Consider the following 26,742-nt stretch of genomic DNA (forward strand, 5'->3'; position numbering starts at 1 on the left):
ATGAAGGTGCGGCCCGGCATCCTGTTGTCCTCCGGCGCGCATGCGGCGCTGCTCGCCTATGCGTTCATCGGGCTGAGCTCGGCGAAGCCGTTCGAGGTCGGACCGACCGAGGCGCTGCCGATCGAGATCCTGACGCCGCAGGAATTCGACGCGATGACCAAGGGCTCCAAGACCTCGAAGAAGGTCGACGCGCCCAAGCAGAAGGCCGAGCAGGTCGCGGCCGTCGACAGCGACCCGGTCGACGACGACACGCCTGTCGCGAAGGAGGACGTGAAGGCTCCTCCGCCTCCGCCGGCGCCCGCCCCGGCGCAGGCCGAAGCGCCTCCGAAGCCCGCGCCGAAGCCGGAGCCGGACCCCGCCAAGGTCGCGGCCGAGAAGGCCGCGAAGGCCGAGGCCGAGAAGGCCGCCAAGGCGGAAGCCGCCGAAAAGGCCGAGAAAGCCGAGAAGGCCGCGCAGGAGAAGGCGGCCGCCGAAAAGGCCGCCAAGGTCGCGCAGGAGAAGGCGACCCAGGAAAAGGCCGAGAAGCTCGCCGCTCAGGCCGCCGAGGCGGAACGGCTCGCCAAGGCCGAGGCCGCCGAGAAGGCCGCCAAGGAGAAGGCCGAGGCCGAGAAGGCCGCCAAGGCGGAGGCAGAGAAGGCGGCCAAGCTCGCCGCCGAGAAGGCCGCCAAGGAAAAGGCCGAGAAGCTCGCCAAGGCCGAAGCCGAGAAGGCCGCCAAGGCGAAGGCCGAGGCCGAGAAGGCGAAGGCCGCCGAACGCAAGTTCGACCCGTCCAAGATCGCGAGCCTGCTGGGGAACAAGTCGTCCTCGAGCGACAGCGCCCTCAAGGACGTCCGCGATCCCGGCCGCAAGGCCGCTTCGGCGCGCGAGACCGCGCCGGAGACGACCGCCGGCACCAGCCGCGGCACGGCTGCGAAGCTTTCGATGTCGGAGCGCACGGGCATCGACAACGCGGTGCGCGAACAGGTCATGCAGTGCTGGAACCCGCCGATCGGCGCCGCCGACGACGGCAGCCTAGCCGTGCGCGTGAAGTTCACCCTCAACGCCGACGGCTCGCTCGCCGATGGGCCGACGGTCGTGAACTCCTCCTCAAACCCGGCCTTCCGCGCCGCCGCCGGCGCCGCGACGCGCGCGGTCCAGCGCTGCGCGCCGCTCAAGCTGCCCGCCGAATCCTACGACTATTGGCGGCAGGTCAACATCAACTTCGATCCCAAGGAAATGATGGGCGGATGACCGCTCTCGCCTTGGCTTCGCCGCATGGGATCGTCAGAGGGCGCGGGCGACTCGCCCTCGCGCCCATCCACCCTCTTTCCGGAAGAGCTCGATGACGTCCATCGCCATCCGCCTTTTCAGCGCGACCGTCACGGCGCTCGCGTTGATCTTCGCAGCCCCGGCGTCCGCGCAGGTCTCGATCGACATCAACCAGGGCAACGTCCAGCCGCTCCCGATAGCGATCCCGGACTTCCTGGCCAATGGCGGCGACCCGCAACTCGCGCGCGACATCGCGAGCGTCATCTCCGCCGACCTCAAGCGCTCCGGCCTATTCGCGCCGATCGACCAGAAGGCCTTCATCGAGCGGATCTCGTCCTTCGACGCGCCGCCGCGCTTCGGCGACTGGCGCATCATCAACGCCCAGGCGCTCGTCACCGGCCAGGTCGTGCGGCAGGGCGACGGCCGCGTCTCGACGCAGTTCCGCCTGTGGGACGTGTTCGCGGGCAACCAGCTCGAGGGCCAGCAGTTCCTGACCGACAAGAACTGGCGCCGCGTCGCGCATCTGATCGCCGACATGATCTACGAGCGGCTGACCGGCGAGAAGGGCTATTTCGACACCCGGGTGGTCTACGTCTCCGAGACCGGTCCCAAGGACAAGCGGGTGAAGCGCCTGGCCATCATGGACCAGGACGGCTTCAACAACCGCTTCATCACCTCCGGCTCCGAGCTGGTGCTGACCCCGCGCTTCAGCCCGACCAGCCAGGAAATCACCTACATGTCGTTCGGCAACGCGGACCCGCGCGTCTATCTGCTGAACATCGAGACCGGGCAGCGCGAGCAGGTCGGCAATTTCCCGGGGATGACGTTCTCGCCGCGCTTCACGCCGGACGGCCAGCGCGTCGCCTTCAGCCTCGAGCAGGGCGGCAACTCCTCGATCTACGTGATGGACCTCCGCTCGCGCGCCACCACCAAGCTGACCGACTCCGGCGCGATCGACACCTCGCCGTCCTTCTCGCCCGACGGCTCCAAGGTCGTGTTTGAGAGCGACCGCGGCGGCAACCAGCAGATTTACGTCATGAGCGGCGGCGGCGGGGGCGCGCAGCGCATCTCCTTCGGCGAGGGGCGGTACTCGACGCCTGTCTGGAGCCCACGCGGAGACCTGATCGCCTTCACCAAGCAGTCCGGCGGCCAGTTCTCGATCGGCGTCATGCGGCCCGACGGAAGCGGCGAGCGCGTCCTGACCTCGGGCTTCCACAATGAGGGGCCGACCTGGGCGCCGAACGGCCGGGTGCTGATGTTCTTCCGCGACCAGGGCGGCGGCCCGAAGATCTACTCGATCGACATCACCGGCCGGAACGAGCAGGTCATCCCGACTCAGGGCTTCGCCTCCGACCCGGCCTGGTCGCCGCCGCTGAATTGAGGATCGTTACCTGTCTGTAATCACCTTACAGATATCAATTGACATCCATCCTTATGGTGACTATGGAAGGTTACTATCCATAGCCACTATAAGGAAAGAGCATGTCGATTTCCTCAAGTGAACGAGATGCAGCGCGCGCGGCGCTCGGGTTGATTATTTCTGGAGTGGAGCAAACCCTCTCTGGTTTGAACGTACTCAAAGGGCTCCTCGATCCCCCGCCTGAAGTCGGTGAGGATGCGATTGATCCAAAGAGTCCAAAAAATAAGTACGAAGTTGGCGGCCTTGAGAAGCTCACCGAGCAAGGGGTCGAGGTTTGCTACCGCCTCTTTGACGCTGGAAAATCTCGCTACGCTGTGGCTTCAGCCATGGGCATCAGCTTTGGCGCTGCTACCCACAGATACCATGCCTGGCAAAAGGCCGGGGGTGTGGACAGAAAGAAGATGGCTCTTTGACGCTGTGGCGCCGCGGACTCACCCCGTCGCCAAACCCCCTTCCGCCGCCATCGGGTCACGATGGCGCCGTCTTCGCGGGCGATCGCTCGGGCTCGGGGACAGGACTTCGCGGACCGCGAAATCAACCGTTCTTTAAGCCTAACGGAACCTTCGGTTAAGGGGGACGATGCTATGCAGGTCGCAACCGACAGTCACAAGGAGTCATCGGGGATGTTGCGTACCATGCGTATCGGCCGCAGCGCCAAGATCGCCGTCGCGCTGTGCGCGGCGCTTGCTCTCGGCGCTTGCGCCAAGAAGTCCGGAGCCGACGGCCTCGATGGCGCCGGCGGCTACGGAGCGGGCGGCCGCGGAGGCCCTCCCGGCAGCACGCAGGACTTCGTCGTGAATGTCGGCGATCGCGTCTTCTTCGAAACCGATTCGACAGAGCTCACGTCGACCGCGCGCTCGACGCTCGACAAGCAGGCGTCGTGGCTCGGCAAATATCCGCGCTACAAGATCCTCGTCGAGGGTCACGCCGACGAGCGCGGCACCCGCGAGTACAACTTCGCGCTCGGCGCCCGCCGCAGCCAGGTGACCCGCGATTATCTTGCGGCCCGCGGCGTCTCGGCCGGCCGCATGCGCACGACGTCCTACGGCAAGGAGCGTCCGGTCGCGGTGTGCGACGACATCTCCTGCTGGTCGCAGAACCGCCGCGCCGTCACGGCGCTGAGCGGCGGCGCCGGCTCCTGACGAAGCATCGGCTCCGGCGTCTTCCTTCCTGCAGGGAAGCCGCCGGAGCCGGCCCTATTTCGGCCGAACTGGGGAGGTAACCGCCTTGTATCGCCTCGCTTATCGGCCGGGACCTCTTCCGCACATGATCGCCTCTTCGCGCTCTTCGCTCGTCCGACGCCTCGCGCTCGGCGCCGTATTCGCCTGCCTCGCCTCGACGGGCGCGATGGCGCAGTCCTCGGGCTCGGACGACGCGCCGTCATGGCTCGAGCGCCGTGTCGACGGCCTCGAGCGCGGCCTGGCGTTCTTCGGCAACCGCGACGAGCCGCCGGCGCCTCGCGCCGTGCAGCCCGCGCAGTCCTCGATGGCCGACATCGCGGTGAGGCTCGACCGGCTTGAGAACCAGATGCGCCAGCTCAACGGCCGGCTCGAGGAGCTCCAATTCCAGGGCCGGCGCAACGACGAGCAGCTCAAGCGATTCCAGGGCGACGTCGACTTCCGCCTGCAGGATCTCGAAGGCGGCAAGAGCGGCGGCTCGTCCAGCTCCTCCAAGCCCCCGCGCCGAAGCGACGCCGGCGACGCGACCGGGACCACGTCGCCGGATCGCGGATCGCGCTCGGCCGACACCGGGCTCGGCGCGCCTCCCGCCACGCTCGGCCAGACCCGTTCGTCGGGCGGCGGCGACGCCATCGGCGGATTGATCGACGGCGGCCAGGACGACGACCCCAACGCGCCGATGAGCATACGCCCGCCTGGCGTGGGCGGCGGCGACCGGTATGGCTCTTCGGGCGGCGGCTATGGCGACGGCGACCGGATGGCGTCGCGCGACATGGGTGTGACGGCTGGCTCCGGCGACGCGAGCGACCAGTTCGCGCTCGGCGTCGGCTTCGTGCAGCGCCGTGACTACGGTCAGGCCGAGGCGACGTTCCGCGACTTCCTGCGCGCGCATCCGAACGACGCCAAGGCGGCGGAGGCGCGCTACTGGCTCGGCGAGAGCCTCTATCAGCGCAGGAAATACACCGACGCCGCCGACAGCTTCTTCTCGATCTACAAGGACGCTCCGCAATCCGCGAAGGCCCCCGAGAGCATGCTGAAGCTCGGCATGTCGCTGAACGGCATGGGCAAAAAGGAGGAGGCCTGCGCGACCATCGCGGAGGCCGGTCGGAAATATTCCCGCATCAAGGCGCAGTCGGACCGAGAGCTGAAGCGGCTGTCGTGCTGAGTCGTCCCGAAGCACGGTCCGCTTCCGTCGGAGCGCAGGGCTGACGGACCGATGAGCCAGGACGACGTCGAGGACGAGTCCCAGACGAGCGAGGCGCAGCGCAGCGACGCGATCGGCGGCGTCGAGAGCGCCCTCCTTTTCGAGCGCGCCTTTCCGCGACAGGAACGCATCGTTCTGGCGGTCTCGGGCGGCGCGGATTCGACAGCGCTGCTCGTCCTCGCGGCCGAATGGGCTCAGGGGAGGGGCGGCCCGTCGCTGTTTGTCGCCACCGTCGACCATGGATTGCGGCCCCAAGCCGCTCAGGAGGCGGAGGCGGTCGCGGCCCTCGCGGCGTCCTACGGCCTGCCGCATGCGCGGCTCGATGCGCCGCTCACGGGCGGGGCGACCCGAATCGAGGAGACGGCGCGCCGCCTGCGCTATGCGGCGCTCGCGAACCACGCCAAGGAGATCGGAGCGGACGCGCTCGCGACGGCGCACACCCTGGACGACCAGGCCGAGACCGTCCTGATGCGCCTTGCGGCCGGCAGCGGACCCTCGGGCCTCGCGGCCATCCGGCAGGAGGTGTCGCGCGACGGCGTCGTCACCATCCGACCCTTCCTCGGCGTTCCCAAGCGGCGGCTCGTCGAGACGCTGCGCGCCCGCAAGATCGGCTGGGCCGAGGATGCGATGAACGCGGATCTGCGCTTTGCGCGGCCGCGTCTTCGCGCCAGCCGCGAGGCGCTCGAACGCGAGGGGCTGACGGCCGAGCGGCTCGCGGTTTTCGCCTTCCGCATGCTGCGCGTCAACGCCGCGCTCGACCAGGCCGTCGACGCCGCCTTCGGGGCGCATGTCCGAGCCGAGGGCGCGACGCTGCGGATCGAGCCGACGGCCTATGGGCTCGCCGACGAGATCAAGCTGCGATTGCTAAGAACCGTGATCGAGAAGGTCGGGGACGCACGGGCGCGGCTCGACCGGCTGGAGCGGCTCGCCGACCGGATCGTCACCAAACCTTCCGGCGTCGGCACGCTCGCGGGCGCCCGGGTGGAATGGACCTCCGACGGGGCGATCTCCGTCAGCCCGGCGCCGCCGCGCCGCGCACGTGGCGCGCACGGGCACGGGCCGCTATGAAGTCGCCGGCCGCGATCCTCCAGGCTGAGGAGGCGGCCGGTTCCGGAGTGAACGACATGATCAAGCTACGCTTCATCGCGCCACTGGCGCTCGCGCTGCTCGTCGCGCCCGCCGCGGCCCACGACTACAACGTCGGCGGCCTGATGATCCGTCACCCCTGGTCGCGCGCCACCGTTCCGGGCGGCAAGGTGGGGGGGGGCTATCTCACCATCATGAACCATGGCGGCGAGGCCGATCGGCTTGTGTCCGTCACCGTGCCTTTCGCCGAGAAGGCCGAGATTCACGAGAGCTCGATGGAGGGCGGCGTCGCCAGGATGCGCGAGATCGAGGGCGGAGTCGCGATCGCCCCCGGCGAGACCGTCGATTTCGCGCCCGGCGGCAAGCATCTGATGTTCGTGGGCCTGACTAAGCCGCTCGCCAAGGGCGAAAAGGTCAAGGGCGAACTGGTCTTCGAGAAGGCTGGCAAGGTCGAGGTGGAATTCGCAGTCGAGGCGGCGGGAGCCAAGCCGTCGATGGAGGGGATGGACCACAAGGGCCACTGAGCGCGCCCTCGCAAGCCTCGGCCCGATGCCGTAAGCCTCCCGGCGTGACCACGACGCCGCCGAGTTCGAATGGATTCGCTCTCGATCCTGCCCTGCAGGCCGAGAAGATGCGCGTGCTGAAGCAGGCCTTCGGCTTCGACGCCTTCCGGCCCGGCCAGGAACAGGTGATCGACGCGTTGCTGTCGGGCCGCGACGTGCTCGCCGTGATGCCCACAGGCGCCGGGAAGTCGCTCTGCTACCAGGCGCCGGCGCTCGTCATGGGCGGGCTCGCCCTCGTGGTCTCGCCGCTGATCGCGCTGATGGAGGACCAGGTCGCGGGGCTCAGGCTCGACGGGGTGGCGGCGGAGGCGATCCATTCCGGCCGCACGCGCGAGCAGAACGTCGCCTCCTGGCGCCGCGTCGCCTCCGGCGAGGCGCGCATCCTCTACCTCGCGCCCGAGCGCCTGATGACCGAGCGGATGCTGGCCGCGCTCGCGCGCATGCCGGTGTCGCTGATCGCGATCGACGAGGCGCACTGCGTCTCGCAATGGGGCCATTCGTTCCGCGCCGAATACCTTACGCTCGGCCGCGCGCGCGAGGCGCTGCCGAAGGCCCGGATGATCGCGCTGACCGCGACCGCGGACCAGTCGACCCGCGACGACATTCTGGCGAAGCTGTTCGACGGCCGCGCCGAGGCCTTCGTGGCCGGCTTCGACCGGCCCAACATCTCGATCGCGGTCGCCGAGAAGCGCGACGCCGGAACGATGATCGAACGCTTCGTCCTGGCCCGGAAGGGCATGAGCGGCGTCGTCTACCGGATCTCGCGCAAGAAGGTCGACGAGACGGCCGCGCGCCTGAGGGCGGCGGGCGTCCATGCGCTCGCCTATCACGCCGGCATGGAGGCGGCCGAGCGGGCGTCCGCACAGGAGACGTTTCTGGCCGAGCCCGGCGTCGTGATGGTCGCGACCGTGGCGTTCGGCATGGGGATCGACAAGTCCGACGTCCGCTACGTGGTGCATGGCGACGTCCCCGGCAGCCTCGAGGCCTACTACCAGGAGATCGGCCGCGCGGGACGCGACGGCGATCCCGCCGAGGCGCTGATGCTCTATGGCCTCGAGGACATCCGCACGCGCCGGCGGTTCATCGACGAGCAGGACTCCGTCGCCGAGCGCAAGCGGGTGGAGTCCCGCAGGCTCGACGCGCTGGTCGGCTTCTGCGAGACGAGCTCGTGCCGGAGGCAGGCGCTGCTCGCCTATTTCGGCGAAGCCTCAAGACCCTGCGGAAATTGCGACGTCTGCCTCGACCCGCCGGAGGTCGTCGACGGCACCGAGGAGGCGCGGCTGCTGCTGTCGCTCGTCGCCGCCACCGGCCAGCGCTTCGGCGCGGCCCACATCACGGCGCTCGCGGTCGGGCATCTCAGCGACACCGTCCAAGCGCGCGGCCATGACCGGCTGCCGGCCTTCGGCCGCGGCGCCGACCGGCCGGCGGCGGAATGGCGGGCGATCCTGCGCCAGCTCGTCGCCTGCCACGCCCTCGAGGTCGATGTCGGCGCCTATGGCGGCCTTGCGCTGACGGAGAAGGGCGAGCGCATCCTCACAGGCGAGGAGCGGGCGCTGATCGCGAAGCCCCGGCCGAAGCGCCGCGCCGAGCGGCGGCGGATGGCGGCCGAGCCCGTCGACCATCCGGACGTCGACGGCGCGCTGCTGGCGAGGCTCAAGGCGCTGCGCCGCGATCTCGCGGTCGCACGCTCCGTGCCAGCCTATGTGGTGTTTGCCGACCGCACCCTGATCGAGATGGCGGCGACGCGTCCGCGCACGCCGCAGGAGCTCGCCCGCGTGAAGGGCGTCGGCGCGGCGAAGCTCGAGGCCTTCGGCGAGGCCTTCTTAAGCGTGCTCAACGAGGCCTGACGCCGCCGCGCGTCATCGCGTAGAGCGCGACGCCGCTCGTGACGGCGACGTTCAGGCTGTCGAACCCCGCCACCATGTCGATCCGCGCCGTGCTCCTCGCGCGCGCCATCAGGGCGGTCGGAAGTCCGGGTCCCTCGGCGCCGAGCAGCAGCGCCGTTCTGGGCGCGGGTTCGATCTCGTCGAGCCGCGTTTTCCCGGCGGGACTGAGCGCGACCGTCCGGAAACCAGCGGCGTCGAGCGCGTCCATCAGCTCCGCCCCAGAGCCGCCGCGCGCGAAGGGCGTGATCAGGCTCGCGCCGACCGAGACGCGGATCGCCTTGCGGTAGAGCGGATCGCAGGAGGAGGCGTCGAGCAGCACGGCGTCGGCGCCGAAGGCCGCGGTGTTGCGGAACACGCCGCCGACATTGTCGTGGTTGGAGACGCCGACCAGCGCGACCACGAGCGCCTCGGGCGGCAGTTCCGAGAGCAGCGCGGCCGCATCCTGGGCCTCGGCGCGGCGGCCGATCGCGAGCACGCCGCGATGGATATGGAAGCCGACGGCGGCGTCCATCACCGCTTGGGAAGCCGCGTAGAGCGGCGCCTCGGGCGGCAGCGCGCAAAGCAGGTCGGCGAGCGCCGGCAACCGGCTTTTGGCGATCAGCGCGCTTTCGACGCGGTGGCGGCAACTGGGCCCAAGCAGCAGCCGGAGCACGACCTCACCCTCGGCCACGAAGCGTTCGCCCCGGCCCACCACGTCGCGCTCGCGAACCGCCCGATAGGCGGCGATGCGCGGATCGTCGGGATCGTGGATCGCGACCAGGTCTCGCGCATCCGTCATCCCGCCGCGAGCTCCTCCCGCATCAGTTCGAGCTCCAGCCAGCGGTCCTCGGCGGCGGCGCGCTCGGCGCTGGCGGCTTCGAGCATTTCGCTCGTTCTCGCGAAGGCCTTCGGGTCCCGGGCGTAGAGGCCGGGGTCGGCCAAGGCGACTTCCAGCGCCGCGATCTGCGCCGCGAGCTCGGCGATCCGCTCCGGCAGCGTCTCGAGCGCGTGCTGGTCCTTGAACGACAGTTTTTTGCGCGGCGCCGGCGATGAGGGCGCGGCGGCGGCCGCCGCAGGCCGCCGCTCCCGAGCCGGCGGCTCCTTCGCCCCGACGCCGTGGCCGCGCTGGGCGACCATGTCCGAATAGCCGCCGGCGTACTCCACCCATCTGCCGTCGCCTTCGGCGACAACTACCGCGTCCACGGTCCGATCCAGGAAGTCGCGGTCGTGGCTGACCAGAATGACGGCGCCCGGATAGTCCGCGACCATCTCCTGAAGAAGATCAAGCGTCTCGAGGTCGAGGTCGTTGGTGGGCTCGTCGAGCACCAGCAGGTTGGCCGGCTGGCTCAGCGCGCGGGCGAGCAGCAGGCGGCCGCGCTCGCCGCCGGACAGCGCATGCACCGGCGAGCCCGCCTGTTCGGGCGAGAACAGGAAGTCCTTCATGTAGCTCATGACGTGCTTGGTCTGGCCGCCCACGTCGACCGTGTCGCCGCCGCCGCCGGTCAGCGCGTCCTTGAGGCTGACATTCGGATCGAGGGTGGCGCGGCGCTGATCGATGGTGGCGATCGCGACGTTCGAGCCGATCCGCACGCGACCCTCGTCGGGCGCAAGCGCGCCGGTCAGCAGGTTGACGAGCGTCGTCTTGCCCGCGCCGTTGGCGCCTACCAGGCCGATCCGGTCGCCGCGGGCGATGCGGGTCGAGAAGTCCTTCACGATGGCGCGCTCGCCATAGGATTTCGACACGGATTTTGCCTCGATCACGAGGACGCCCGAGGTCTCGGCCTCCGTCACGGCGAGCTTGACCAGCCCCTGCGGTCCGCGGGCGGAGCGCCGTGCTTCGCGCATGTCCTCGAGGCGGCGCATGCGGCCCATGTTGCGCTTGCGGCGGCCTGTCACGCCGTAGCGCAACCAGTCCTTCTCCGCCTCGATGCGGCGCTCGAGTTTGTGGAGGCCGCGCTCCTCCTCGGCGAAGATTTCGTCGCGCCAAGCCTCGAAACCCGCAAAACCCTGGTCGAGGCGGCGGGTGCGGCCGCGGTCGAGCCAGAGCGTCGCGCGCGTCAGCGTCTCGAGGAAGCGCCGGTCGTGGCTGATCAGCACGAGCGCGGAGCGCGTCGACCTGAGCTCGTTTTCGAGCCACTCGATCGCTGGCAGGTCGAGGTGGTTGGTGGGCTCGTCGAGCAGCAGGATGTCGGGCTCGGGGGCGAGAGCGCGGGCGAGAGCCACGCGGCGCGCCTCGCCGCCCGAGAGCTTCGACGGATCGCGGTCCGCTTCGACTCCCAGGGCATCAAGCAGATAGGCGGCGCGGTGTGCGTCGTCGCCGGGCGCGAGGCCAGCCTGGACATAGGCCAGGGCCGTCGCAACGCCGCCGAAATCGGGCTCCTGCGCCAGGTAGCGCACCGTCGCTCCGGGCTGCAGGAACCGGCTGCCGTCGTCAGGCTCGACGATGCCGGCCGCGATCTTCAGCAGCGTCGACTTGCCCGAACCGTTCCGGCCGACGAGGCCGAGCCGCTCTCCCGGGGAGACCGACAGCTCCGCGCCATCGAGCAGGGGGCGGCCGCCGAAGGTCAGCGACACGTCTTTCAGGAGAAGAAGGGGAGGGGCCATGCGGCAGGTGATAGAGCGTGGCGATGCGACGCCGCAAGACCGTCGCTCGGCGCCCTCAGTGCACCGCGGTCGCGCGCGGCTTCATGCCGATCTTCGGCTTTTCCGAGGCGAGTGGCGCGGCGAGGCGGATCGCGCCGCCGTCGAGCTCCTCGATCACCGTGCCGAGCTGGTCCGCATAGGCGTGGATCAGCCGCTGCGACAGTCCGCTCTCGGGCAGCCAGCCGGGCGACGGGCCGGCGATCGTGAGAGCCAGACGCCCATCGGCGCCGGCGTCGCCGGTGACGCTCGCGGTTGCGCTCGCGGTCGCGGCGGCGTTGAGCAGCTCCATGATCAGGAGTGCGAGCGAGACCGCCCGGTCGAGATCGATCTCGCCGGCGTCCTTCGGGAAATTGGCCGCGACCTCGAAAGTGCGCGCCCCCATCGCCTGACGGGCCTGCGCGGCGACGTCGCGCACCAGTTCGGCGACGTCGACATGGCCGATCTCGCCCGAGGCGTAAGAGACTTTGTAGGCGGCCGCCATTGCCCGCACCCGATCCTCGGGGGCGCGCAGGATCGCGCTCAGCGTCTCGGGCGCCTCCTGACGCTGGAGGGCGAGCAGGCTCGCGATCATCTGGAAATTGTTCTTCACGCGATGATGCAGCTCACGCAGCAGCCGGTCGCGGTCGTCGATCGCCGAGGTAAGCGCCGTCGAGCGGTCCTCGACGCGGCGCGACATCGCCGCGAGGGCGTCGCCGAGCTCGACCAGTTCGTTGGGCGCGCCGCGGAAATCGGTCGACCGCACGGCCATGCCGCCGCCGTCGGAGGCGGCGGCGGCGGCCCGCAAGCCGCGGATCCACCGCAGCACGAAACGCTCGATCCCGAACAGCACCAGGCCCACGCAGAGCAGGATCATCAGGGCCGGCAGCACGAGCGCGAGCAGCAGCCACTGGGTCTTGCTGCGGTTCAGGAGGTCGAAGGGCGAGGCCACGATCGCGACTCGTTCGCCGCCCCGGATGGGGGCGATCGCGTAGCGATAGGCGCGTCCGTCCGCGCCGCGCCCCTTCAGGAGGCGGCTGTCCTTCTCGATCCTCGACTTAGGCAGGCCGTCGGCCGGGAGCCATCGATCACCGAAGGGCGTTGCCTCGACGTCCTGAGCGATGAGCTTGCCGTCGGGCGAGACCACCGCCGCGGCGATCTCCGACCGCGAACCGCGGTCACGGAAGATCGCCTCCTGCATCTGACCGGTGAGCGGAGCGCCCTCGCCGCGGAACCCTCCGGCGCGAGCAGCGACGAGCGCGGCGGCCTGCACGAGCCGGTCCCGGTCGGCGACGTCGGAAACGTTCGATTGGTTGACGCCGATCGCGACCGCCAGCGCCATCACCGGCAGGTTGGCGGCGACCAGAAGGAGCGCGATCCGGCTCCTCAGGGTCTTGAACATGGAAATCGCCATGGCGCGCCCGGTCCGTCGGCGCGCGTCGTCAAGAATGCGGCGGCGTGCCGAGCGCCGCGCGGAGCTGTGGCTCGAGCCCGATCTCCCCGACGTCCAGATTGAGGCGTCGCGCCAACGCGTTGCGCGCGCGGTTGACGCGGCTCTTCACAGTCCCCACCGCGCAGCCCGCGATCTCTGCAGCCTCTTCGTAGGAGAATTCCGCGGCGCCGATGAGGATCAACGCCTCGCGCTGCTCTTCCGGCAGATCCGCCAGGGCTTTGCGGAAATCCGCGAGATCCATGTGGCCGTTCTGCTGGGGCGCCACCGCGACGCTTTCGGCAAACACGCTGTCGGTGTCCTGCACCTCGCGCCGCCGCCGGCGGATGTCCGAGATGTAGACGTTGCGCAAAATCGTGAACAGCCAGGCGCGCATGTTCGTGCCCTCGGTGAAGCTGCCGAGGTTGCGCCAGGCTTTTACGAGGGTCTCCTGGACGAGGTCGTCGGCCCGGTCGATCTGTCCGGAAAGCGAGACGGCGAAAGCGCGAAGGCTCGGGATGTGGACCAGAAGCTCATCCCGAGGCGCCGGAGGTGGCGCCTCGCTCATCGAGAGCGATTCTGTCGGACGTCGTTCTCTTCGCCGGCGCGCCGCCCCTCGCGGCTGTCCAATTCGGCGAGCAGTTCGAGAAAGCGGTCCGGCACCGGCTGGTTCAGGATATCGACGTATCCGGCTCTGAGCTGCCGCCCTATGTGAGCCTGCACGTCAGTGTCGAGCTCGGAGGCCTCGCCCTTACGCTGCGTCATTCCAAAATCCTTCCGCGGCCTCGTCGCCCGCTTCGGCGAGGCCCGACTTCACCACACCGCCAGCCGATGGTCCGCTTATGCGACCCCATCGCAGGATGCTGGCATGCCCCGATTGACGATCCGCTAACGATGATCGCCCCCGATTCCACGCGAGCTAAATCGTCGCAGGCCGTCCGTGCGTCGGGCTGGCGGGATCATCGATGTCCCGCGCCTATCGGCGACGAAGCGCCGAACGGGATGACGGCCCCGCGCGCCGCCGTCGTCGTCTGCGTTTTGGCATCGTTGACGATCGCCGCTTGCGAAGAAGCCAGCGGCGTCGTCGCGACGAGGCGATCCGCCTTCTTCGTCGCCACAAGCTGGGGCTGTTCTGCGGTCGTCGCGCCGCCGTCGGACAGCGCCAGGATCGCGGCGGCTGCGGCCACGGCGATCAGCGCCGAGCGCGCCAGGACCGACGGAGAGGCGACCGCCGCCAACGCCGTCCGAAAGTCGCGCGCCTCGCGCAGATGACCAAGGCCGACATACGCCATGCTCATGCCCTCCGTTCCTGTTCGCGCCGAGTCACTCGGCGACGATCGCCCTTAGCATCCAGACCGCCTTTTCGTGGAAGGCGAGCCGGTCCGCGAGCAGGTCGTGCGTCACGAAGTCGTCGAACTCTTCCGCCTGGCCCGCGCCTTCGCGGATCAGGCGCACGAGCGCCTCATGGTCCTCCATGAGCTCCTCCACCATCGACTGGGCCGTCATGCGGCCGCCGAGGGCGAGCGCCTTGTCGAGCCCGACCGCGGCCTTGCCCGTTGGAACGGGGAAGCCCAAGGCGCGAATCCGCTCGGCGAGCGCATCAATGGCGCCAAACAGCTCACTATAGTGCTGCTCAGTAAGCTCATGGATAGGCCGGAATAAAGGACCAACCACGTTCCAGTGGACGACCTGCGAACGCAGCAACGTCCTGTAAGTCTGGACCGTGATGTCGCTCAGAGTCTCAGCGATGACCTTGCGGTCTTTATCGCGAAGACCTGTCGACGGCTTGACGACGCGCGGCTGTATTTTGAGCGCCGCGGAAACGTTCGACATGCTCATGCCCTGTCATCGAGGTTTTAAGCCGCCAGCAGATCATTGGCGGCTGTCCGTATTCGGACTTCGCCTCGGTAACGCGGCAACGGGCCGAAGGTTTCAGTGATCGAGCCGACTACGTATTAGTACGGAGCCTTCCCGTCAGATCGCCACGCGGCCGCCGCTCCGGGCCCTGGCTCCGAAGAACAGCGCCTGGCTGACGATCGCCTTGACCGTCGAGGTCTGGAACGGCTTGGTGACGAGGAACACCGGCTCAGGCCGCTCGCCCGAGAGCAGCCGTTCCGGGTAGGCGGTGATGAAGATCACCGGCACCTCGAGATTGGGCAGCATCTCCTGCACCGCCTCGAGGCCCGACGAGCCGTCGGCGAGCTGAATGTCGGCGAGCACCAGTCCCGGCTTCGTGCGCTCGGCGAGGGCGACCGCCTCCGAATGGGTGCGGGCGGTTCCGACCACCCGGTGCCCGAGCCCTTCGACGAGCTTGGCGAGGTCCATCGCGATGATGGCTTCGTCCTCGATGATCAGGACGTCGGTCGCGACCTGCTCGGCGATCTCGCGGCCGGCCTCGTCGATCGCCCGCGTGATCTCGGATTCGGACAGTCCCAGGATCCGTCCGGCCTCTGCCGGCGTGAAGCCTTCCACGGAGACCAGCAGGAAGACCTGCCGCGAGCGCGGCGTGAGCGCCTCGATCGTGCGCTCCGACTGCGCAGCCTCGACGCCGGTCTCGACGTTGAGCGCCACCGAGGACCAGATGCGTGAGAAAATCCCATAGAGTCCGACACGCGGATCGGCGTCGGCCGGGAAGATGCTCGGATCTGCGATCAGCGCTTTGAGGACAGCGGCCACATAGGCGTCTCCGCTGTCCTGCCGGCCGGTGAGCGCGCGCGCGTAGCGGCGAAGGAACGGAAGATGGGGAGCGATCGTGTCGGCGAGTGCCATGAAGCGAGGTGTCCGGTCGACGTCAGGGACGGAGAGTCAGGCAAATGCTGGCGCAAGATGGCGCGCGGCGGGCAATGAGCAAGCCTCGGCGGGTGAAGTCAACGTTCTTGCGGCTCGCTGGGGATCGTCGCCTCGGCGCGGAACGGCCCGGCGGCCTCGATCGAGAGCCGTCCTCCCAAACTGCGGACGAGGCTGCTTGCGAGTTGGAGGCCGAGTTCCGTCGCTTCGCTCGGTTTGATCGGCCGCCCGCCCGCGCTTCCGTCCGTCTGCAGCACCAAGATATGCGTCTCGCCGTCGCCGGACGCCGAGATCGTCACGCGGCCCGACCCGACGCGCCCGGCAAAGCCCTCGCGAACGAGACATATCAGCAGCTCGGCGATGATCTGGGCGAGGGCGCAGGCGCGGCGCGGCGCGGCGCGCACCTGGTCGCCTTCGATCGAGACGCGGTGAACGAAATCGGGATCGAGCATTGCGAGCGCCCGTTTCGCGAAGGCCGCGAGATCGGCGGGGCGCGGACCTAGGTCAGTGGGATCGGCGTCGGGGAAGGGATCGAAGGCGGCCGCCTCGAAGCGGATCCGCATATCCTCGAAGGCGACGCGGCAGGGGCCGGCGGGGAGCCGTCGGCCGAACAGGCCGAGCAGACTGGTCATCGTCTGGGTCTGGTTCCGGAAGCGGTGCCGCAAGGCCGCAAGGCGCGCGTCGTCCGGCGCGAAGGACGGCTCTGGGAGGTTCGGATCGGCTTCCATCGGATGGGATTTATCGCCTATTCCGCCCATCTCCTATGTGTTTTGACATAGCGGCTCGTTCGAAAGTGGTGGAAGTGTGAAGCGAGCTCGATCATGATTGATTGAACGACCCGGTCGGACCGCGCACGCTCAATGTACGTACCATGTCCCAGCTGTCCGCTGCGTCGAAAGCCGGCGTTCCGTCAGAAGGGCGAGGAAGAGGTCGCCGTCATCAATTCGATGAAGAGCGATCATCTGACCCTCGAGGCCGGGTCGGAATTTATTCATCCCGAACAATCCGACGCGGAACTCTACACGCTGTTCGCCGGATGGGCGTTCCGGTACAAGGAGCTCGGCGATGGGCGGCGACAGATACTTAGCTTCGCGCTGCCCGGCGATCTGATCGGTCTGCAGGCGTCGCTGTTCGAGAAATCTTTCTATGGCGCGATCGCGCTGACCGACATCCAGCTCTGCGTCATCCCCCGTCGCAGGATGCTGCGCCTGTTCGAACGCATGCCGGAAATCGCCTACGACGTGACCTGGCTCGGGGCCCGGTCCGAGGCCCTCGTGGACGAGAACCTCCTGTCCGTCGGCCGACGCGGCGCCGGGGAACGGATCGCCGCGCTGCTGTGCTCGCTCTACAAGCGCGCCGAGCCCCTCGGCCTGGTCAAGGAGGGCGTCCTCGAACTGCCGTTGACCCAGCAGCACATCGCCGACGCGCTCGGGCTGTCGCTCGTCCACACCAACAAGACCCTCGCGAAGCTGCGGTCGCAGGGCCTGTTCACGATCTCGGGGGGACATCTCGTCATCCGCAATTTGCGCGGCCTCAGCCGCTTCGCGCAGCATTTCGAGGAGGATCTCGCGCCGCGGCCCCTCATCTGAGACTCCGACCCGCGCTCTCGGCCTCGGGACTTGAAGCCTCCCGATGGGCGACGATGTTCGCACTCGCCCGCCGCCCGCTCGCCGAAGCGCGACGGCCGTTGTTCTGAGGGGACCCATGCGATGACCGTTCTCGTCACCGGCGGCGCCGGCTACATCGGCAGCCACATGACGCTTGCGCTCGTCGACCTCGGCCGTCCCGTGGTCGTGCTGGACGATCTCTCGACCGGATTCCGATCAGCCATTCCGGACGGCGTTCCCTTCGTCGAAGGCTGCGTCGGCGACGAGGAACTGGTCGGCCGCGTGATCGCCGAGCACGGCGTCGAGGCCATCGTGCATTTCGCAGGGTCTATCGTGGTCCCGGACTCCGTGACTGATCCGCTCGGCTATTATCTGAACAACACCGTGCGCTCTCGGGCCCTGATCGCGTCGGCTGTCGCGGGAGGCGTCAAGCGTTTCGTGTTCTCCTCGACTGCGGCGGTCTATGGCGAGGGCTCCTCCGAGCCCCTGACCGAGACGGCGCCGCTCGATCCGGTCTCGCCCTACGGCGCCTCGAAGCTGATGACGGAACGCATGCTGGCCGACGCCTCGCGCGCCTATGGGCTCGCCTATGCGGCGCTGCGCTATTTCAACGTGGCTGGGGCTGATCCCGAGGGCCGGGCCGGGCAGTCGAGCGCGCGCGCCACGCATCTTATCAAGGTCGCGTCGCAGGCCGCGGCGGGGCTGCGCGACAAGCTGCAGATGTTCGGCGAGGACTATCCGACGCCCGACGGCACCTGCGTGCGTGACTACATTCACGTCACGGACCTCGCCAAGGCCCATGTCCTGGCGCTCGACTATCTTGCGGCTGGCGGCGCCAGCCTCGTGGCGAATTGCGGCTATGGCCGCGGGGCCTCGGTGCGCGAGGTCATCTCCTCGGTGAAGCGCGTCTCCGGCGCCGACTTCCTGGTCGAGCCGGCCCCGCGGCGCGACGGCGATCCCGCCTCGCTCGTCGCGGATCCCTCGAAGGCGCGCTCGACGCTCGGCTGGACGCCGGACCATGACGACCTCGACGAGATCGTCGGCCACGCGCTCGCCTGGGAGAGGCGGCTCGCCGAACGAGGCGCGGCGGCGTGACGGCTGACCCGGCCGGCGCCGGGATAGCGCCTGCGCGCGAGATCGACATTCCGGCCCGGATGGACCGGCTGCCCTGGTCGCGCTTTCACCTGCTCGTCGTGGTGGCGCTCGGCGTCACCTGGGTGCTCGACGGGCTCGAGGTCACCATCGTCGGCGCTCTGGCTCCCCGACTTCAGGACAAGGACACGCTGGGCCTGGGCGAAGCCGACATCGGCGCGCTCGCCTCGGCGTATCTCGCTGGCGCGGTCGCGGGCGCGCTCGGCTTCGGTTGGCTGACGGACCGGCTGGGGCGGCGGCTGATCTTCTTCACCACGCTGCTGGTCTATTGCGCGGGCGTGCTGTGCTCGGCCTTCGCCTGGGACTTCTGGAGCCTCGCGCTGTTCCGCCTGATCACCGGGCTCGGCATCGGCGGCGAATACGCGGCGATCAATTCGGCGATCGACGAACTCATACCGGCGCGGCTCCGGGGACGGGTCGCCCTGATCGTCAATGGCAGTTTCTGGGCCGGCGCCGGCGTCGGAGCGATCGCGACGGTCGCGCTGCTCGACACGGACCTGTTCGCGGCCGACCTCGGTTGGCGCCTGGGCTTCGCGGTCGGGGCCGCGCTCGGCCTCCTGATCCTGTTCACGCGCCGCTACGTGCCCGAAAGTCCGCGCTGGCTCGCCTGCCACGACCGCATCCCGGAAGGCGAGGCCGTGACCGCGGAGATCGAACGCACGGTCGAGGCCGAAATCGGCCGGCCGCTCCCTAAGGCCGTGGGCACGCTGAAGATCCATCCGGCGAAGAGCTTCGGCTTCCGGCTGATCTTCGCCTCGATGCTCGGCGAGCATCGGGGGCGCTCGGCTCTCGTGCTCGTGCTGATGATCGCGCAGGCCTTCCTCTACAACGCGATCTTCTTCACCTACGGGCTGGTGCTCACGAGATTTTACAGCGTCGAAGCCGGGCATGTCGGCCTCTACCTCGTGCCATTCGCGATCGGCAACGTGCTCGGTCCGATCGTGCTCGGTCCGCTGTTCGACACCGTCGGCCGACGTAAGATGATCTTCCTGACCTATAGCGTCTCAGGGGCGCTCCTGCTCCTGACCGGCCTTCTGTTCGCGCAGGGCGCGCTGACCGCGGCGACCCAGACCGCGGCCTGGTGCGTGATCTTCTTCTTCGCCTCCGCGGCGGCGAGCTCCGCCTATCTCACGGCGAGCGAGGCGTTCCCCCTTGAGGTTCGGGCGCTCGCCATCGCGGCCTTCTACGCGATCGGCACGGCGCTCGGCGGCGTCGTCGCGCCCTTCGTGTTCGGCGCGCTGATCGGCGCGGGCGACGTTTGGCCGATCTTCGGCGGCTACGCCTTCGCGGCGGCGCTGATGATCACGGCCGGGGTCGCCGCCCTGCTTTTCGGAGTCGACGCCGAAGGCCGCTCGCTTGAGGAGATCGCGGCGCCGCTGTCGAAGGCCGTCTGACGCGCAACCTTCGCCGCATTGCGGGAGTTTGATCGCGGCGGCTATGGGACGAGTCTGGACCCTTTCGCAGCCGCGCCCGCCCACGCTTCGCCGCCGCCCGCGCGCCAGGAAGGAGGATCGATGACCGACGCCGCGACGTCGCAGCCTCCGGGAGCCGGCCGGAAACCCAAGGCGCCGCGCGACTGGCGGATCGATTTCTGGCGTGGGCTCGCCATCGTTTTCATCTTCTGGAACCACTCCGTCGACAACGTCATGAGCTGGTTCACGACGAAATATTTTGGGTTGTCCGACTCGGCCGAGCTGTTCGTCTTTTTGTCGGGCTTCGCCATGGCGAGCATGTTCCTCGCCAAGTTCCTGAGCCGCCCGATGATGGCCGCGCCCTATTCGGTAAGCCGGGCCTTCACGCTCTACATCCATCACATCACCGCCTTCGTGGTGATCGCGACGCTCGCCTCGGCCTACCGGACTTATGCCGGGTCGAGCGTCATGGAGCGGGACCTGTTCATCCGCCCGTTCTTCATCGCGACCGAGACGGTGCTGCCGAAGCTCGCGACGCTGCTCTATCTGCCGCCGCTGCTCGACATCCTGCCGCTCTACATCTTGCTGACGCTGCTGGTCGGACTGCTGTTCTGGGCGTTCCGAGACCGCTGGCGCTACTACGCGGCCTTCGCGGTCGTCGTCTGGCTGATCGCCTGGGCGACAGGGATCACCCTGTCGTCCTATCCCGACACGCGGCTCTGGACCTTCAATCCCTTCGCCTGGCAGGCGGTGTTCCTCGCCGGCTTCGTCATGTGCCTCGCGCGCGAGGAGCCTTGGCTGAGGCGCGTCGTGACCGCGCCGGCGACGCTCGCGCTGTCGATCACCATCGTGATCGTGGGCTTCGTCGCGGCCGCGCCATGGGCGACGCTTGGGCTGCTTGACTGGCGGCCGCTCTGGATCATCACCGATCACGCCGACAAAACGAACGCCTCGCCGATCCGGCTGATCCATTTCCTCGCACTCGCCCATCTCGCCACCTGGGCGGTCGCGATCGACAATCCGCTCGGCACGAGCCTGTTCGGACGCTCGATGGTTCTGATCGGGCGGCGAAGCCTGCCGCTGTTCGTGATCTCGACGGTGTTCGCCGCCATGAGCCACGGCGTGTTCGACTGGTTCGGCAAGTCGTTCGCGGTCCAGGTGATTTATTCGCTCGGCATGGCCGGCGTGCTGATCGGCCTCGCTTTCGTGGCCGACGCCCTCGACCGTGCGACCAAAGGCGGCCCCGGAGCGCCCGTCTCCTCGCCCGACAAACCCGCGAGCCGCGCGCCCGGCGGCGGCGCTCAGCCCAGCATGGCGGCGGCGGCTCCGGAGATCCATTGAACCGGTCCGGCGGCCGCCCGGCGCGCTTCCGTCATTGCGCCGCGGCGAGGTCTTGCGCCTCTCTTCGCAAACGCGAAAAGTGAGCGCCGCCCGGGCGGCCGCCCGGTGCCCGCGTCCCAGAGGCTCCGACCCCCAATGACCGCCGCGCCCGCCCGCAAGATCAAGAAGCTTCTGGTTGCGAACCGGTCGGAGATCGCGATCCGAGTCTTTCGGGCGGCGGCCGAGCTCGGGATCCGGACGGTCGCGATCTATGCCGAGGAAGACAAGCTTTCGCTGCATCGCTTCAAGGCGGACGAGGCCTATCAGGTCGGACGCGGGATGGGGCCGCTGGAGGCGTATCTCGCCATCCCTGAGGTGATGCGGGTCGCGAAGGACGCCGGCGTGGACGCCATCCATCCGGGCTACGGCTTCCTCTCCGAAAGCCCTGAATTCGCCGAGGCCTGCGCCAAGGCCGGCATCCTGTTCGTCGGGCCGAGTCCCGACACCATGAAGAAGCTCGGCAACAAGGTCGCGGCCCGCAACCTCGCGATCAGCGTCGACGTGCCGGTGATGCCCGCGACCGAGCCGCTGCCCGACGACGACGCCGAGATCAGCCGGATGGCCGAGAAGATCGGCCTGCCGGTGATGCTGAAGGCATCCTGGGGCGGGGGCGGGCGCGGCATGCGCGTCATCCGCGACCTCGCCAAGCTCCCAAGCGAGGTGAAGAACGCCAAGCGCGAGGCGAAATCGGCCTTCGGCAAGGACGACGTCTATCTCGAGAAGCTTGTCGAGCGTGCCCGCCATGTCGAGGTCCAGATCCTCGGCGACCGGCACGGCAACGCCGTGCATCTGTTCGAACGCGACTGCTCGGTGCAGCGTCGCCACCAGAAGGTCGTGGAGCGGGCGCCGGCGCCTTATCTCGACGACGAGCGCCGCAAGACGCTCTGCGAAAGCGCGCTCAGGATCGCGACGGCGACCGACTATCTGGCCGCCGGCACCGTCGAATATCTGATGGACGCCGACACCGGCGACTTCTTCTTCATCGAGGTCAATCCGCGCGTCCAGGTCGAGCACACGGTGACCGAGGTCGTCACCGGCGTCGACATCGTGAAGGCCCAGATCAAGCTCGTGGAAGGCGCGAAGATCGGGACGCCGGAGAGCGGTGTGCCGAGCCAGGAGGAGCTCCAGCTCAACGGCCATGCGTTGCAGTGCCGCATCACGACGGAGAACCCGGAAGACAATTTCATCCCGGACTACGGCCGCATCTCGGCCTATCGCGGAGCGATGGGCTTCGGCATCCGGGTCGATGGCGGCACGGCCTATTCGGGCGCCGTCATCACGCGCTTCTACGACCCGCTGCTCGAGAAGGTCACGGCCTGGGCGCCGACGCCCGAGGAGGCGTCGAAGCGCATGAGCCGGGCGCTGCGCGAATACCGCATCCGCGGCGTCGCCACCAACCTCGCCTTCCTCGAAAACGTGGTCGAGCACCCGGTCTTCCTCGCCGGCGAGACGACCACGCGCTTCATCGACGACACCAAGGAGCTGTTCGCCTTCGAGAAGCGGCAGGACCGCGCGACGAGGCTTCTCACCTATGTGGCCGACGTGACCGTCAACGGCCATCCGGAGACCAAGGGCCGCGCCAGGCCGAAGACGGGCGCGCCGACCCCGATCGCGCCGGTCTTCGCGCGGCCGAAGGGCGACGTCCGACCCGGAGCCGATCCCGACGAGGGTCCGGTCACCGGCGAATCCGAGCGGCCGGCGACGGTCGGCTCGGGGGAGGGCGAACTGCCGCCCGGCTCCAGGCAGCTGCTGGACAAGCTCGGCCCCAAGAAGTTCGGCGAGTGGATGCGGGCCGAAAAGCGCGTGCTGGTCACCGACACCACAATGCGCGACGCCCACCAGTCGCTGCTGGCGACCCGCATGCGCACGATCGACATCGCGGGCGTCGCGGGCTCCTACGCGTCCGGCCTCCCGCAGCTGCTCAGCCTCGAATGTTGGGGGGGCGCGACCTTCGACGTCGCGATGCGCTTCCTGACCGAGGACCCGTGGGAGCGGCTCGCCAAGATCCGCGAGGGAGCGCCGAATCTCCTGCTGCAATGCCTCGTGCGGGGCTCGAACGGCGTCGGCTACGCCAACTATCCCGACAATGTCGTGGAGAGCTTCATCGAGCGGTCCGCCAAGGAAGGCATGGACGTCTTCCGGGTCTTCGACTGCCTGAACTGGATCGAGAACATGCGCGTCACGATCGACGCGGTGAACGAGGCCGGGAAGCTCTGCGAGGCGTCGATCTGCTACACGGCCGACATGCTCGACCCGAGCCGGGCGAAATACGACCTCAAATACTACGTGTCGCTCGCGAAGGAGCTCGAGAAGGCCGGCGCCCACGTCCTGTGCGTGAAGGACATGGGAGGGCTGCTGAAGCCCTCTGCCGCGGGCATATTGATCAAGGCGCTCCGCGAAGAGATCGCGCTGCCCTTGCATCTGCACACTCATGATACCTCCGGCATCTCGGCCGCGACGCTGCTGGTCGCGATTGAGGCTGGCGCGGACGCCGTCGACGCGGCCATGGACGCGCTGTCGGGCATGACGTCCCAGCCCTGCCTTGGCTCGATCGTCGCGACGCTTAAGAACGGCGGGCGCGACACCGGGCTCGACCTCGAGGTGATCCGGGCGATCTCGCTCTATTGGGAGGCGGCGCGCGGGCAATACGCCGCCTTCGAGAGCGACCTGTCGGCGCCCGCGTCCGAGGTGTACCTGCACGAAATGCCGGGCGGCCAGTTCACCAACCTCAAGGAGCAGGCGCGCTCCATGGGCCTCGAGAGCCGCTGGTCGGAGGTCGCGCGGACCTATCGCGACGTCAACGACATGTTCGGCGACGTCGTGAAGGTCACGCCGACCTCCAAGGTGGTCGGCGACATGGCGCTGGTGATGGTCTCGGCCGGCCTCACGCGGGCGCAGGTGGAGGACCCGGACGTCGAGGTCTCGTTCCCGGAAAGCGTCGTGCAGCTGATGAAGGGCGAGCTCAGCCAGCCGCCCGGCGGCTTCCCGGAAAAGATCCAGAAGAAGGTGCTGAAGGGCGAGGCCCCGCTGACCGAGCGCGCCGGCGCGCTGATGCCGCCGGCCGATTTCGACGCCGTGCGGGCGGAGGTCGAGGGGAAGGTCGAGCGCAAGGTCTCGGACGTCGAGCTCGCCTCCTACCTCATGTATCCGAAGGTGTTCGTCGAGTTCGCGGCGGCGGAGAAGAAGTACGGTCCCGTCTCGTCGCTGCCGACGCCGGTTTTCTTCTACGGCGTTCAAGCCGGCGAGGAGATCTCGGTTGAGATCGAGCGTGGCAAGACGCTGGTGATCCGCTGCGTCGGCGTCGGCGAGACCGACGAGGAGGGCCAGGTCCGCGTGTTCTTCGAGCTGAACGGCCAGCCGCGCGTCATCAAGGTGCCGAACCGCTCCGCCTCGGCGACGCGTGAGGCGCGCCGCAAGGCCGAGGAAGGCAACCCCTCCCACGTCGCCGCCCCTATGCCCGGCGTGATCTCGACGGTCGCGGTCAAGGAAGGGCAGTCGGTCTCGGCCGGCGACGTCATCTGCTCGATCGAGGCGATGAAGATGGAGACGGCGCTTCACGCCGAGCGAGACGGGACGGTGAAGGAGGTTCTGGTCTCGCCCGGAACGCCGGTCGACGCGAAGGACCTGCTCGTCGTGCTGGGCGAGTAGGCGCCGCCGGACTCCCGCCGAGCGCCGGGAGCCGCTAGTGTCTTCCCCATGTTGGATCAGACAAGTCCCGGTCGCCCGCCCGAGGCGCCGCCGCCGCGAGAAGGCGGGTTGCTGCGCGAGGCGCTCCGCCGCGCGCGGATCGAAGCCGCCGAGCAGACCGACGTGGTGATCGACTTGCGGCAGGCCGAGATCGCCCGTCTCGAGATGCTGAGGGACGAGCTCGCGCCGGTCTTCGCCGAAGTGCCGGCCGAAGTCGATCTGTTCGACGTCGGCCTCGCGCCGGGCGACCGGCCGCGACTGTTCGTCGACATGGTGTCGTTCGTCGAGATGAGCCGCGACCGGCGCATGTACCGCTTCATGCGCGACGGCAGGCACGGCCGCGTCTGCGCCGCCGAGAGCGAGAAGACCGCCGCGATCGTCGAGGCGATCACGTCCTATGTCGCGCGCCGGCTGATCGAGCGTGAGCGACTGCTCGCAGATGACGACCGGGTGTTCGACTCCAGCTCTTCAAGAACGCACATGCACGAAATGGCCGCACGATCCGAACCAGAGCAGTCCGCGAGTCCCCCTCCGCCGTCGGCCGCGAGAGCGCCGGCGCCGCCGGCGGCCCCGCCTGCCGGGCGGCCGTGGCTCCGGGCGATCACGATCCTGCTCGCCTTCATGCTCGGCGGCGCGCTCGGGGCGGCGGTCGTCGGCGGCGTCATCCTCGCGTCCGCCAAGGGCCTGTTGCCGTTCTGAGCGAGGACGGCTCAGGCCAGCCGGAAGCGGTCGGTTTCGGCGATCTCGCCGTCGCGCGTCAGGCCGCGCGTCACGCCCTCGCACTCCCAGGCGCCGGGACCCCCCGACACGCTATAGAGGTTGTAGGCCGCAAGCGGTTCGTGGCTGAGCATCCCGGTCGAGCAGGAGGGCACGGCGACAACCGGCACGATGCTTTCGGGCCCTGCGATCTCGGCTCGGGCGGGCTCGTGATTGTGTCCGTGGAGCACGAGTTCCGCGCCCTCGCGGGCGATCACGTCGCGAAGCTCGGCGGCGTCCCGGAGACGGCGCAGCCACGGCGTGCCGTCCTCCGCGACCGGGTGATGCACGAGCACGATGCGGAACAGGCCCTCTTCCTTGAGGCTTCGCAGCAGCGGGCCGAGCGCGTCGCGCTGGATGGGGCCGACGTCGCCGGTCGCCGCGAGCGGCATGGTGGGCACCGCGGAGGAAAGGCCGATCAGCGCGGTGAGACCATGCCGGCGCACGTAAGGAAAGCCGACGCGGCCGTCGTCGCTCGACATATGCGCGCCCCAGACCCGCGCCGGGGCGCCGCGGACGTTGCGCACATAGGCGTCGTGATTGCCCGGGATGGCCGCGACCTTCTCTGGGGGACCGAGCCGCCCGAGGAACAGCGCGGCGGGCAGGAACTCGCCCTCGAGTCCGAGATTGGTGAGGTCGCCCGTGACCGCGACCGCGTCCGGCGCCTCGTCGACCAGGTCGGCGACAAGGCGATCGAGCACGTTCATGTCGTGCCAGCGCCGCCGACGGCGCATGTAGTTGATCGCGCCGAGGCCGCGCTTCGACAGCAGGTCGAAGGCGCTGAAGCTCGGAAGCGGCCCGAGATGGGGATCGGAAAGATGGGCGATGACTGTCACGCGGGCTCATATAGCGGCGCTGCGGCGGCGCGCCCATCGCTTTCGGGCGGCCATCGACGCGGTTCCGGGTCGAGCCGCCCTCCGGAGGCCGAGATCGTAGGCATGGTGAAGTCGAAGCTGCTGCGCGCCGCGCTGGCGCGATGGGGACGCGCCACCCGCGGCATGACGCTCGGCGTGCGGGCGCTCGCGGCCGACGAGGCGGGCCGGGTGATGCTGGTCCGCCATGGTTACGCGCCCGGCTGGCACCTGCCCGGCGGCGCGGTCGAGGTGGGCGAGACCGCAGAGATCGCGGCTGTCCGCGAGCTTCTGGAGGAGACGGGCCTCGAAGCGCTGGGCCGGCCGGTGCTGGTCGGCCTCTACTTCAACCGGTCCTATGGCGGGCGGGACCACGTCGCGCTGTTTCGTATCGAACGCTTCGAGCGCCGGCCGGAGCCTGCTCCGAACCGCGAAATCGCGGAGCGCGGCTGGTTCGCGCCCGATACGCTGCCGGAGGGCGTGACGGCCGCGACCCGC

The 26,742-nt window shown here is 69.0% G+C and carries 25 protein-coding genes; 15 read left to right on the top strand and 10 right to left on the bottom strand.

What is annotated here, in order from left to right; genetic code table 11:
- From tolA to recQ, 8 genes are all read left to right on the top strand, one after another.
- Entirely contained in the window at positions 1-1,230 is a 1,230-nt protein-coding gene (tolA, locus tag EK403_RS09860; RefSeq protein ID WP_128777324.1) for a cell envelope integrity protein TolA, read from the top strand.
- A 91-nt stretch (positions 1,231-1,321) separates the two neighbouring features.
- Positions 1,322-2,629 (top strand): Tol-Pal system beta propeller repeat protein TolB, encoded by a 1,308-nt coding sequence (gene tolB / locus EK403_RS09865; protein ID WP_128777325.1) that lies wholly within the window; start codon positions 1,322-1,324, stop codon positions 2,627-2,629.
- 101 nt (positions 2,630-2,730) lie between these two features.
- Entirely contained in the window at positions 2,731-3,081 is a 351-nt protein-coding gene (locus EK403_RS09870) for a hypothetical protein (RefSeq protein WP_128777326.1), read from the top strand.
- Positions 3,082-3,291: 210 nt separating this feature from the next.
- The gene (gene pal / locus EK403_RS09875) at positions 3,292-3,810 is read left to right on the top strand and encodes a peptidoglycan-associated lipoprotein Pal (protein WP_245479619.1); all 519 of its coding nucleotides are present in this window, start codon (positions 3,292-3,294) and stop codon (positions 3,808-3,810) included.
- A gap of 124 nt (positions 3,811-3,934) precedes the next feature.
- Complete coding sequence (gene ybgF / locus EK403_RS09880; protein WP_128777327.1) at positions 3,935-5,011, top strand: tol-pal system protein YbgF; 1,077 nt, start codon at positions 3,935-3,937, stop codon at positions 5,009-5,011.
- A gap of 51 nt (positions 5,012-5,062) precedes the next feature.
- Positions 5,063-6,118 (top strand): tRNA lysidine(34) synthetase TilS, encoded by a 1,056-nt coding sequence (tilS, locus tag EK403_RS09885; RefSeq protein ID WP_128777328.1) that lies wholly within the window; start codon positions 5,063-5,065, stop codon positions 6,116-6,118.
- Positions 6,119-6,174: 56 nt separating this feature from the next.
- Complete coding sequence (locus tag EK403_RS09890; protein ID WP_128777429.1) at positions 6,175-6,660, top strand: copper chaperone PCu(A)C; 486 nt, start codon at positions 6,175-6,177, stop codon at positions 6,658-6,660.
- Between the two features lie 107 nt (positions 6,661-6,767).
- A complete protein-coding gene (gene recQ, locus EK403_RS09895) occupies positions 6,768-8,546 on the top strand; it encodes a DNA helicase RecQ (RefSeq protein WP_128777430.1) in 1,779 nt (592 codons plus the stop codon).
- On the opposite strand, the gene EK403_RS09900 is transcribed toward recQ, so the two are convergent.
- The 9 genes from EK403_RS09900 to EK403_RS09940 all read right to left on the bottom strand — a co-directional run bounded on the left by EK403_RS09900 (position 8,533) and on the right by EK403_RS09940 (position 16,127).
- On the bottom strand, positions 8,533-9,363 hold the full coding sequence (locus tag EK403_RS09900; RefSeq protein WP_128777329.1) for a TrmH family RNA methyltransferase: 831 nt from the start codon (positions 9,361-9,363) through the stop codon (positions 8,533-8,535). The two genes, recQ and EK403_RS09900, sit on opposite strands and share 14 nt — an antisense overlap.
- Positions 9,360-11,168: an ABC-F family ATP-binding cassette domain-containing protein gene (locus EK403_RS09905; protein WP_128777330.1), complete on the bottom strand. Its 1,809-nt coding sequence runs from the start codon at positions 11,166-11,168 to the stop codon at positions 9,360-9,362. The genes EK403_RS09900 and EK403_RS09905 overlap by 4 nt, the downstream gene beginning before the upstream one ends.
- Before the next feature lie 55 nt (positions 11,169-11,223).
- On the bottom strand, positions 11,224-12,597 hold the full coding sequence (locus EK403_RS09910; protein WP_128777331.1) for a sensor histidine kinase: 1,374 nt from the start codon (positions 12,595-12,597) through the stop codon (positions 11,224-11,226).
- Positions 12,598-12,625: 28 nt separating this feature from the next.
- A complete protein-coding gene (locus EK403_RS09915; protein ID WP_128777332.1) occupies positions 12,626-13,180 on the bottom strand; it encodes a sigma-70 family RNA polymerase sigma factor in 555 nt (184 codons plus the stop codon).
- Positions 13,177-13,377 carry a NepR family anti-sigma factor gene (locus EK403_RS09920; protein WP_128777333.1) on the bottom strand — a complete coding sequence of 67 codons (201 nt, stop codon included), beginning with the start codon at positions 13,375-13,377 and terminating at the stop codon, positions 13,177-13,179. Before EK403_RS09920 ends, EK403_RS09915 begins: the two co-directional genes overlap by 4 nt.
- A 194-nt stretch (positions 13,378-13,571) precedes the next feature.
- The gene (locus tag EK403_RS09925) at positions 13,572-13,904 is read right to left on the bottom strand and encodes a hypothetical protein (RefSeq protein ID WP_128777334.1); all 333 of its coding nucleotides are present in this window, start codon (positions 13,902-13,904) and stop codon (positions 13,572-13,574) included.
- 31 nt (positions 13,905-13,935) lie between these two features.
- Positions 13,936-14,445, bottom strand: coding sequence for a Dps family protein (locus EK403_RS09930; RefSeq protein WP_128777335.1), 510 nt, complete (start codon positions 14,443-14,445; stop codon positions 13,936-13,938).
- 141 nt (positions 14,446-14,586) lie between these two features.
- Complete coding sequence (locus EK403_RS09935; protein WP_128777336.1) at positions 14,587-15,381, bottom strand: response regulator; 795 nt, start codon at positions 15,379-15,381, stop codon at positions 14,587-14,589.
- A gap of 98 nt (positions 15,382-15,479) precedes the next feature.
- Positions 15,480-16,127 carry a sensor histidine kinase family protein gene (locus EK403_RS09940; protein WP_128777337.1) on the bottom strand — a complete coding sequence of 216 codons (648 nt, stop codon included), beginning with the start codon at positions 16,125-16,127 and terminating at the stop codon, positions 15,480-15,482.
- 219 nt (positions 16,128-16,346) lie between these two features.
- Here EK403_RS09940 and EK403_RS09945 point away from each other — a divergent pair, with 219 nt between their 5' ends.
- From EK403_RS09945 to EK403_RS09970, 6 genes are all read left to right on the top strand, one after another.
- A complete protein-coding gene (locus tag EK403_RS09945; RefSeq protein ID WP_245479620.1) occupies positions 16,347-16,988 on the top strand; it encodes a Crp/Fnr family transcriptional regulator in 642 nt (213 codons plus the stop codon).
- A gap of 120 nt (positions 16,989-17,108) precedes the next feature.
- Complete coding sequence (gene galE / locus EK403_RS09950) at positions 17,109-18,101, top strand: UDP-glucose 4-epimerase GalE (RefSeq protein WP_128777339.1); 993 nt, start codon at positions 17,109-17,111, stop codon at positions 18,099-18,101.
- Positions 18,102-18,160: 59 nt separating this feature from the next.
- On the top strand, positions 18,161-19,552 hold the full coding sequence (locus EK403_RS09955) for an MFS transporter (RefSeq protein ID WP_128777431.1): 1,392 nt from the start codon (positions 18,161-18,163) through the stop codon (positions 19,550-19,552).
- Between the two features lie 120 nt (positions 19,553-19,672).
- Positions 19,673-20,911 (top strand): OpgC family protein, encoded by a 1,239-nt coding sequence (locus EK403_RS09960; RefSeq protein WP_128777340.1) that lies wholly within the window; start codon positions 19,673-19,675, stop codon positions 20,909-20,911.
- Positions 20,912-21,046: 135 nt separating this feature from the next.
- Positions 21,047-24,598, top strand: coding sequence for a pyruvate carboxylase (gene pyc / locus EK403_RS09965; RefSeq protein WP_128777341.1), 3,552 nt, complete (start codon positions 21,047-21,049; stop codon positions 24,596-24,598).
- 48 nt (positions 24,599-24,646) lie between these two features.
- Positions 24,647-25,336 carry a hypothetical protein gene (locus EK403_RS09970; protein WP_128777342.1) on the top strand — a complete coding sequence of 230 codons (690 nt, stop codon included), beginning with the start codon at positions 24,647-24,649 and terminating at the stop codon, positions 25,334-25,336.
- Between the two features lie 11 nt (positions 25,337-25,347).
- Here EK403_RS09970 and EK403_RS09975 read toward each other — a convergent pair whose 3' ends face one another.
- Positions 25,348-26,229, bottom strand: coding sequence for a metallophosphoesterase family protein (locus EK403_RS09975; protein WP_128777343.1), 882 nt, complete (start codon positions 26,227-26,229; stop codon positions 25,348-25,350).
- Between the two features lie 102 nt (positions 26,230-26,331).
- On the opposite strand from EK403_RS09975, the gene EK403_RS09980 reads away from it, so the two are divergent.
- The coding region (locus tag EK403_RS09980; protein ID WP_128777432.1) for an NUDIX domain-containing protein at positions 26,332-26,742 on the top strand (411 nt) is incomplete at its 3' end.

Source organism: Hansschlegelia zhihuaiae (assembly GCF_004103825.1).
In the GTDB taxonomy this organism is placed as follows: domain Bacteria; phylum Pseudomonadota; class Alphaproteobacteria; order Rhizobiales; family Methylopilaceae; genus Methylopila; species Methylopila zhihuaiae.

Coding starts and splice junctions, on each gene's coding strand:
- EK403_RS09945 (WP_245479620.1), top strand. CDS start 16,347: ATGAAGAGCGATCATCTGACCCTCGAGGCCGGGTCGGAATTTATTCAT.
- galE (WP_128777339.1), top strand. CDS start 17,109: ATGACCGTTCTCGTCACCGGCGGCGCCGGCTACATCGGCAGCCACATG.
- pyc (WP_128777341.1), top strand. CDS start 21,047: ATGACCGCCGCGCCCGCCCGCAAGATCAAGAAGCTTCTGGTTGCGAAC.
- EK403_RS09955 (WP_128777431.1), top strand. CDS start 18,161: ATGGACCGGCTGCCCTGGTCGCGCTTTCACCTGCTCGTCGTGGTGGCG.
- pal (WP_245479619.1), top strand. CDS start 3,292: ATGTTGCGTACCATGCGTATCGGCCGCAGCGCCAAGATCGCCGTCGCG.
- tolB (WP_128777325.1), top strand. CDS start 1,322: ATGACGTCCATCGCCATCCGCCTTTTCAGCGCGACCGTCACGGCGCTC.
- ybgF (WP_128777327.1), top strand. CDS start 3,935: ATGATCGCCTCTTCGCGCTCTTCGCTCGTCCGACGCCTCGCGCTCGGC.
- EK403_RS09960 (WP_128777340.1), top strand. CDS start 19,673: ATGACCGACGCCGCGACGTCGCAGCCTCCGGGAGCCGGCCGGAAACCC.
- EK403_RS09870 (WP_128777326.1), top strand. CDS start 2,731: ATGTCGATTTCCTCAAGTGAACGAGATGCAGCGCGCGCGGCGCTCGGG.
- EK403_RS09905 (WP_128777330.1), bottom strand. CDS start 11,168: ATGGCCCCTCCCCTTCTTCTCCTGAAAGACGTGTCGCTGACCTTCGGC.
- EK403_RS09915 (WP_128777332.1), bottom strand. CDS start 13,180: ATGAGCGAGGCGCCACCTCCGGCGCCTCGGGATGAGCTTCTGGTCCAC.
- EK403_RS09890 (WP_128777429.1), top strand. CDS start 6,175: ATGATCAAGCTACGCTTCATCGCGCCACTGGCGCTCGCGCTGCTCGTC.
- EK403_RS09970 (WP_128777342.1), top strand. CDS start 24,647: ATGTTGGATCAGACAAGTCCCGGTCGCCCGCCCGAGGCGCCGCCGCCG.
- EK403_RS09900 (WP_128777329.1), bottom strand. CDS start 9,363: ATGACGGATGCGCGAGACCTGGTCGCGATCCACGATCCCGACGATCCG.
- EK403_RS09910 (WP_128777331.1), bottom strand. CDS start 12,597: ATGGCGATTTCCATGTTCAAGACCCTGAGGAGCCGGATCGCGCTCCTT.
- recQ (WP_128777430.1), top strand. CDS start 6,768: ATGCGCGTGCTGAAGCAGGCCTTCGGCTTCGACGCCTTCCGGCCCGGC.
- EK403_RS09930 (WP_128777335.1), bottom strand. CDS start 14,445: ATGTCGAACGTTTCCGCGGCGCTCAAAATACAGCCGCGCGTCGTCAAG.
- EK403_RS09925 (WP_128777334.1), bottom strand. CDS start 13,904: ATGGCGTATGTCGGCCTTGGTCATCTGCGCGAGGCGCGCGACTTTCGG.
- EK403_RS09940 (WP_128777337.1), bottom strand. CDS start 16,127: ATGGAAGCCGATCCGAACCTCCCAGAGCCGTCCTTCGCGCCGGACGAC.
- tilS (WP_128777328.1), top strand. CDS start 5,063: ATGAGCCAGGACGACGTCGAGGACGAGTCCCAGACGAGCGAGGCGCAG.
- EK403_RS09935 (WP_128777336.1), bottom strand. CDS start 15,381: ATGGCACTCGCCGACACGATCGCTCCCCATCTTCCGTTCCTTCGCCGC.
- EK403_RS09920 (WP_128777333.1), bottom strand. CDS start 13,377: ATGACGCAGCGTAAGGGCGAGGCCTCCGAGCTCGACACTGACGTGCAG.
- tolA (WP_128777324.1), top strand. CDS start 1: ATGAAGGTGCGGCCCGGCATCCTGTTGTCCTCCGGCGCGCATGCGGCG.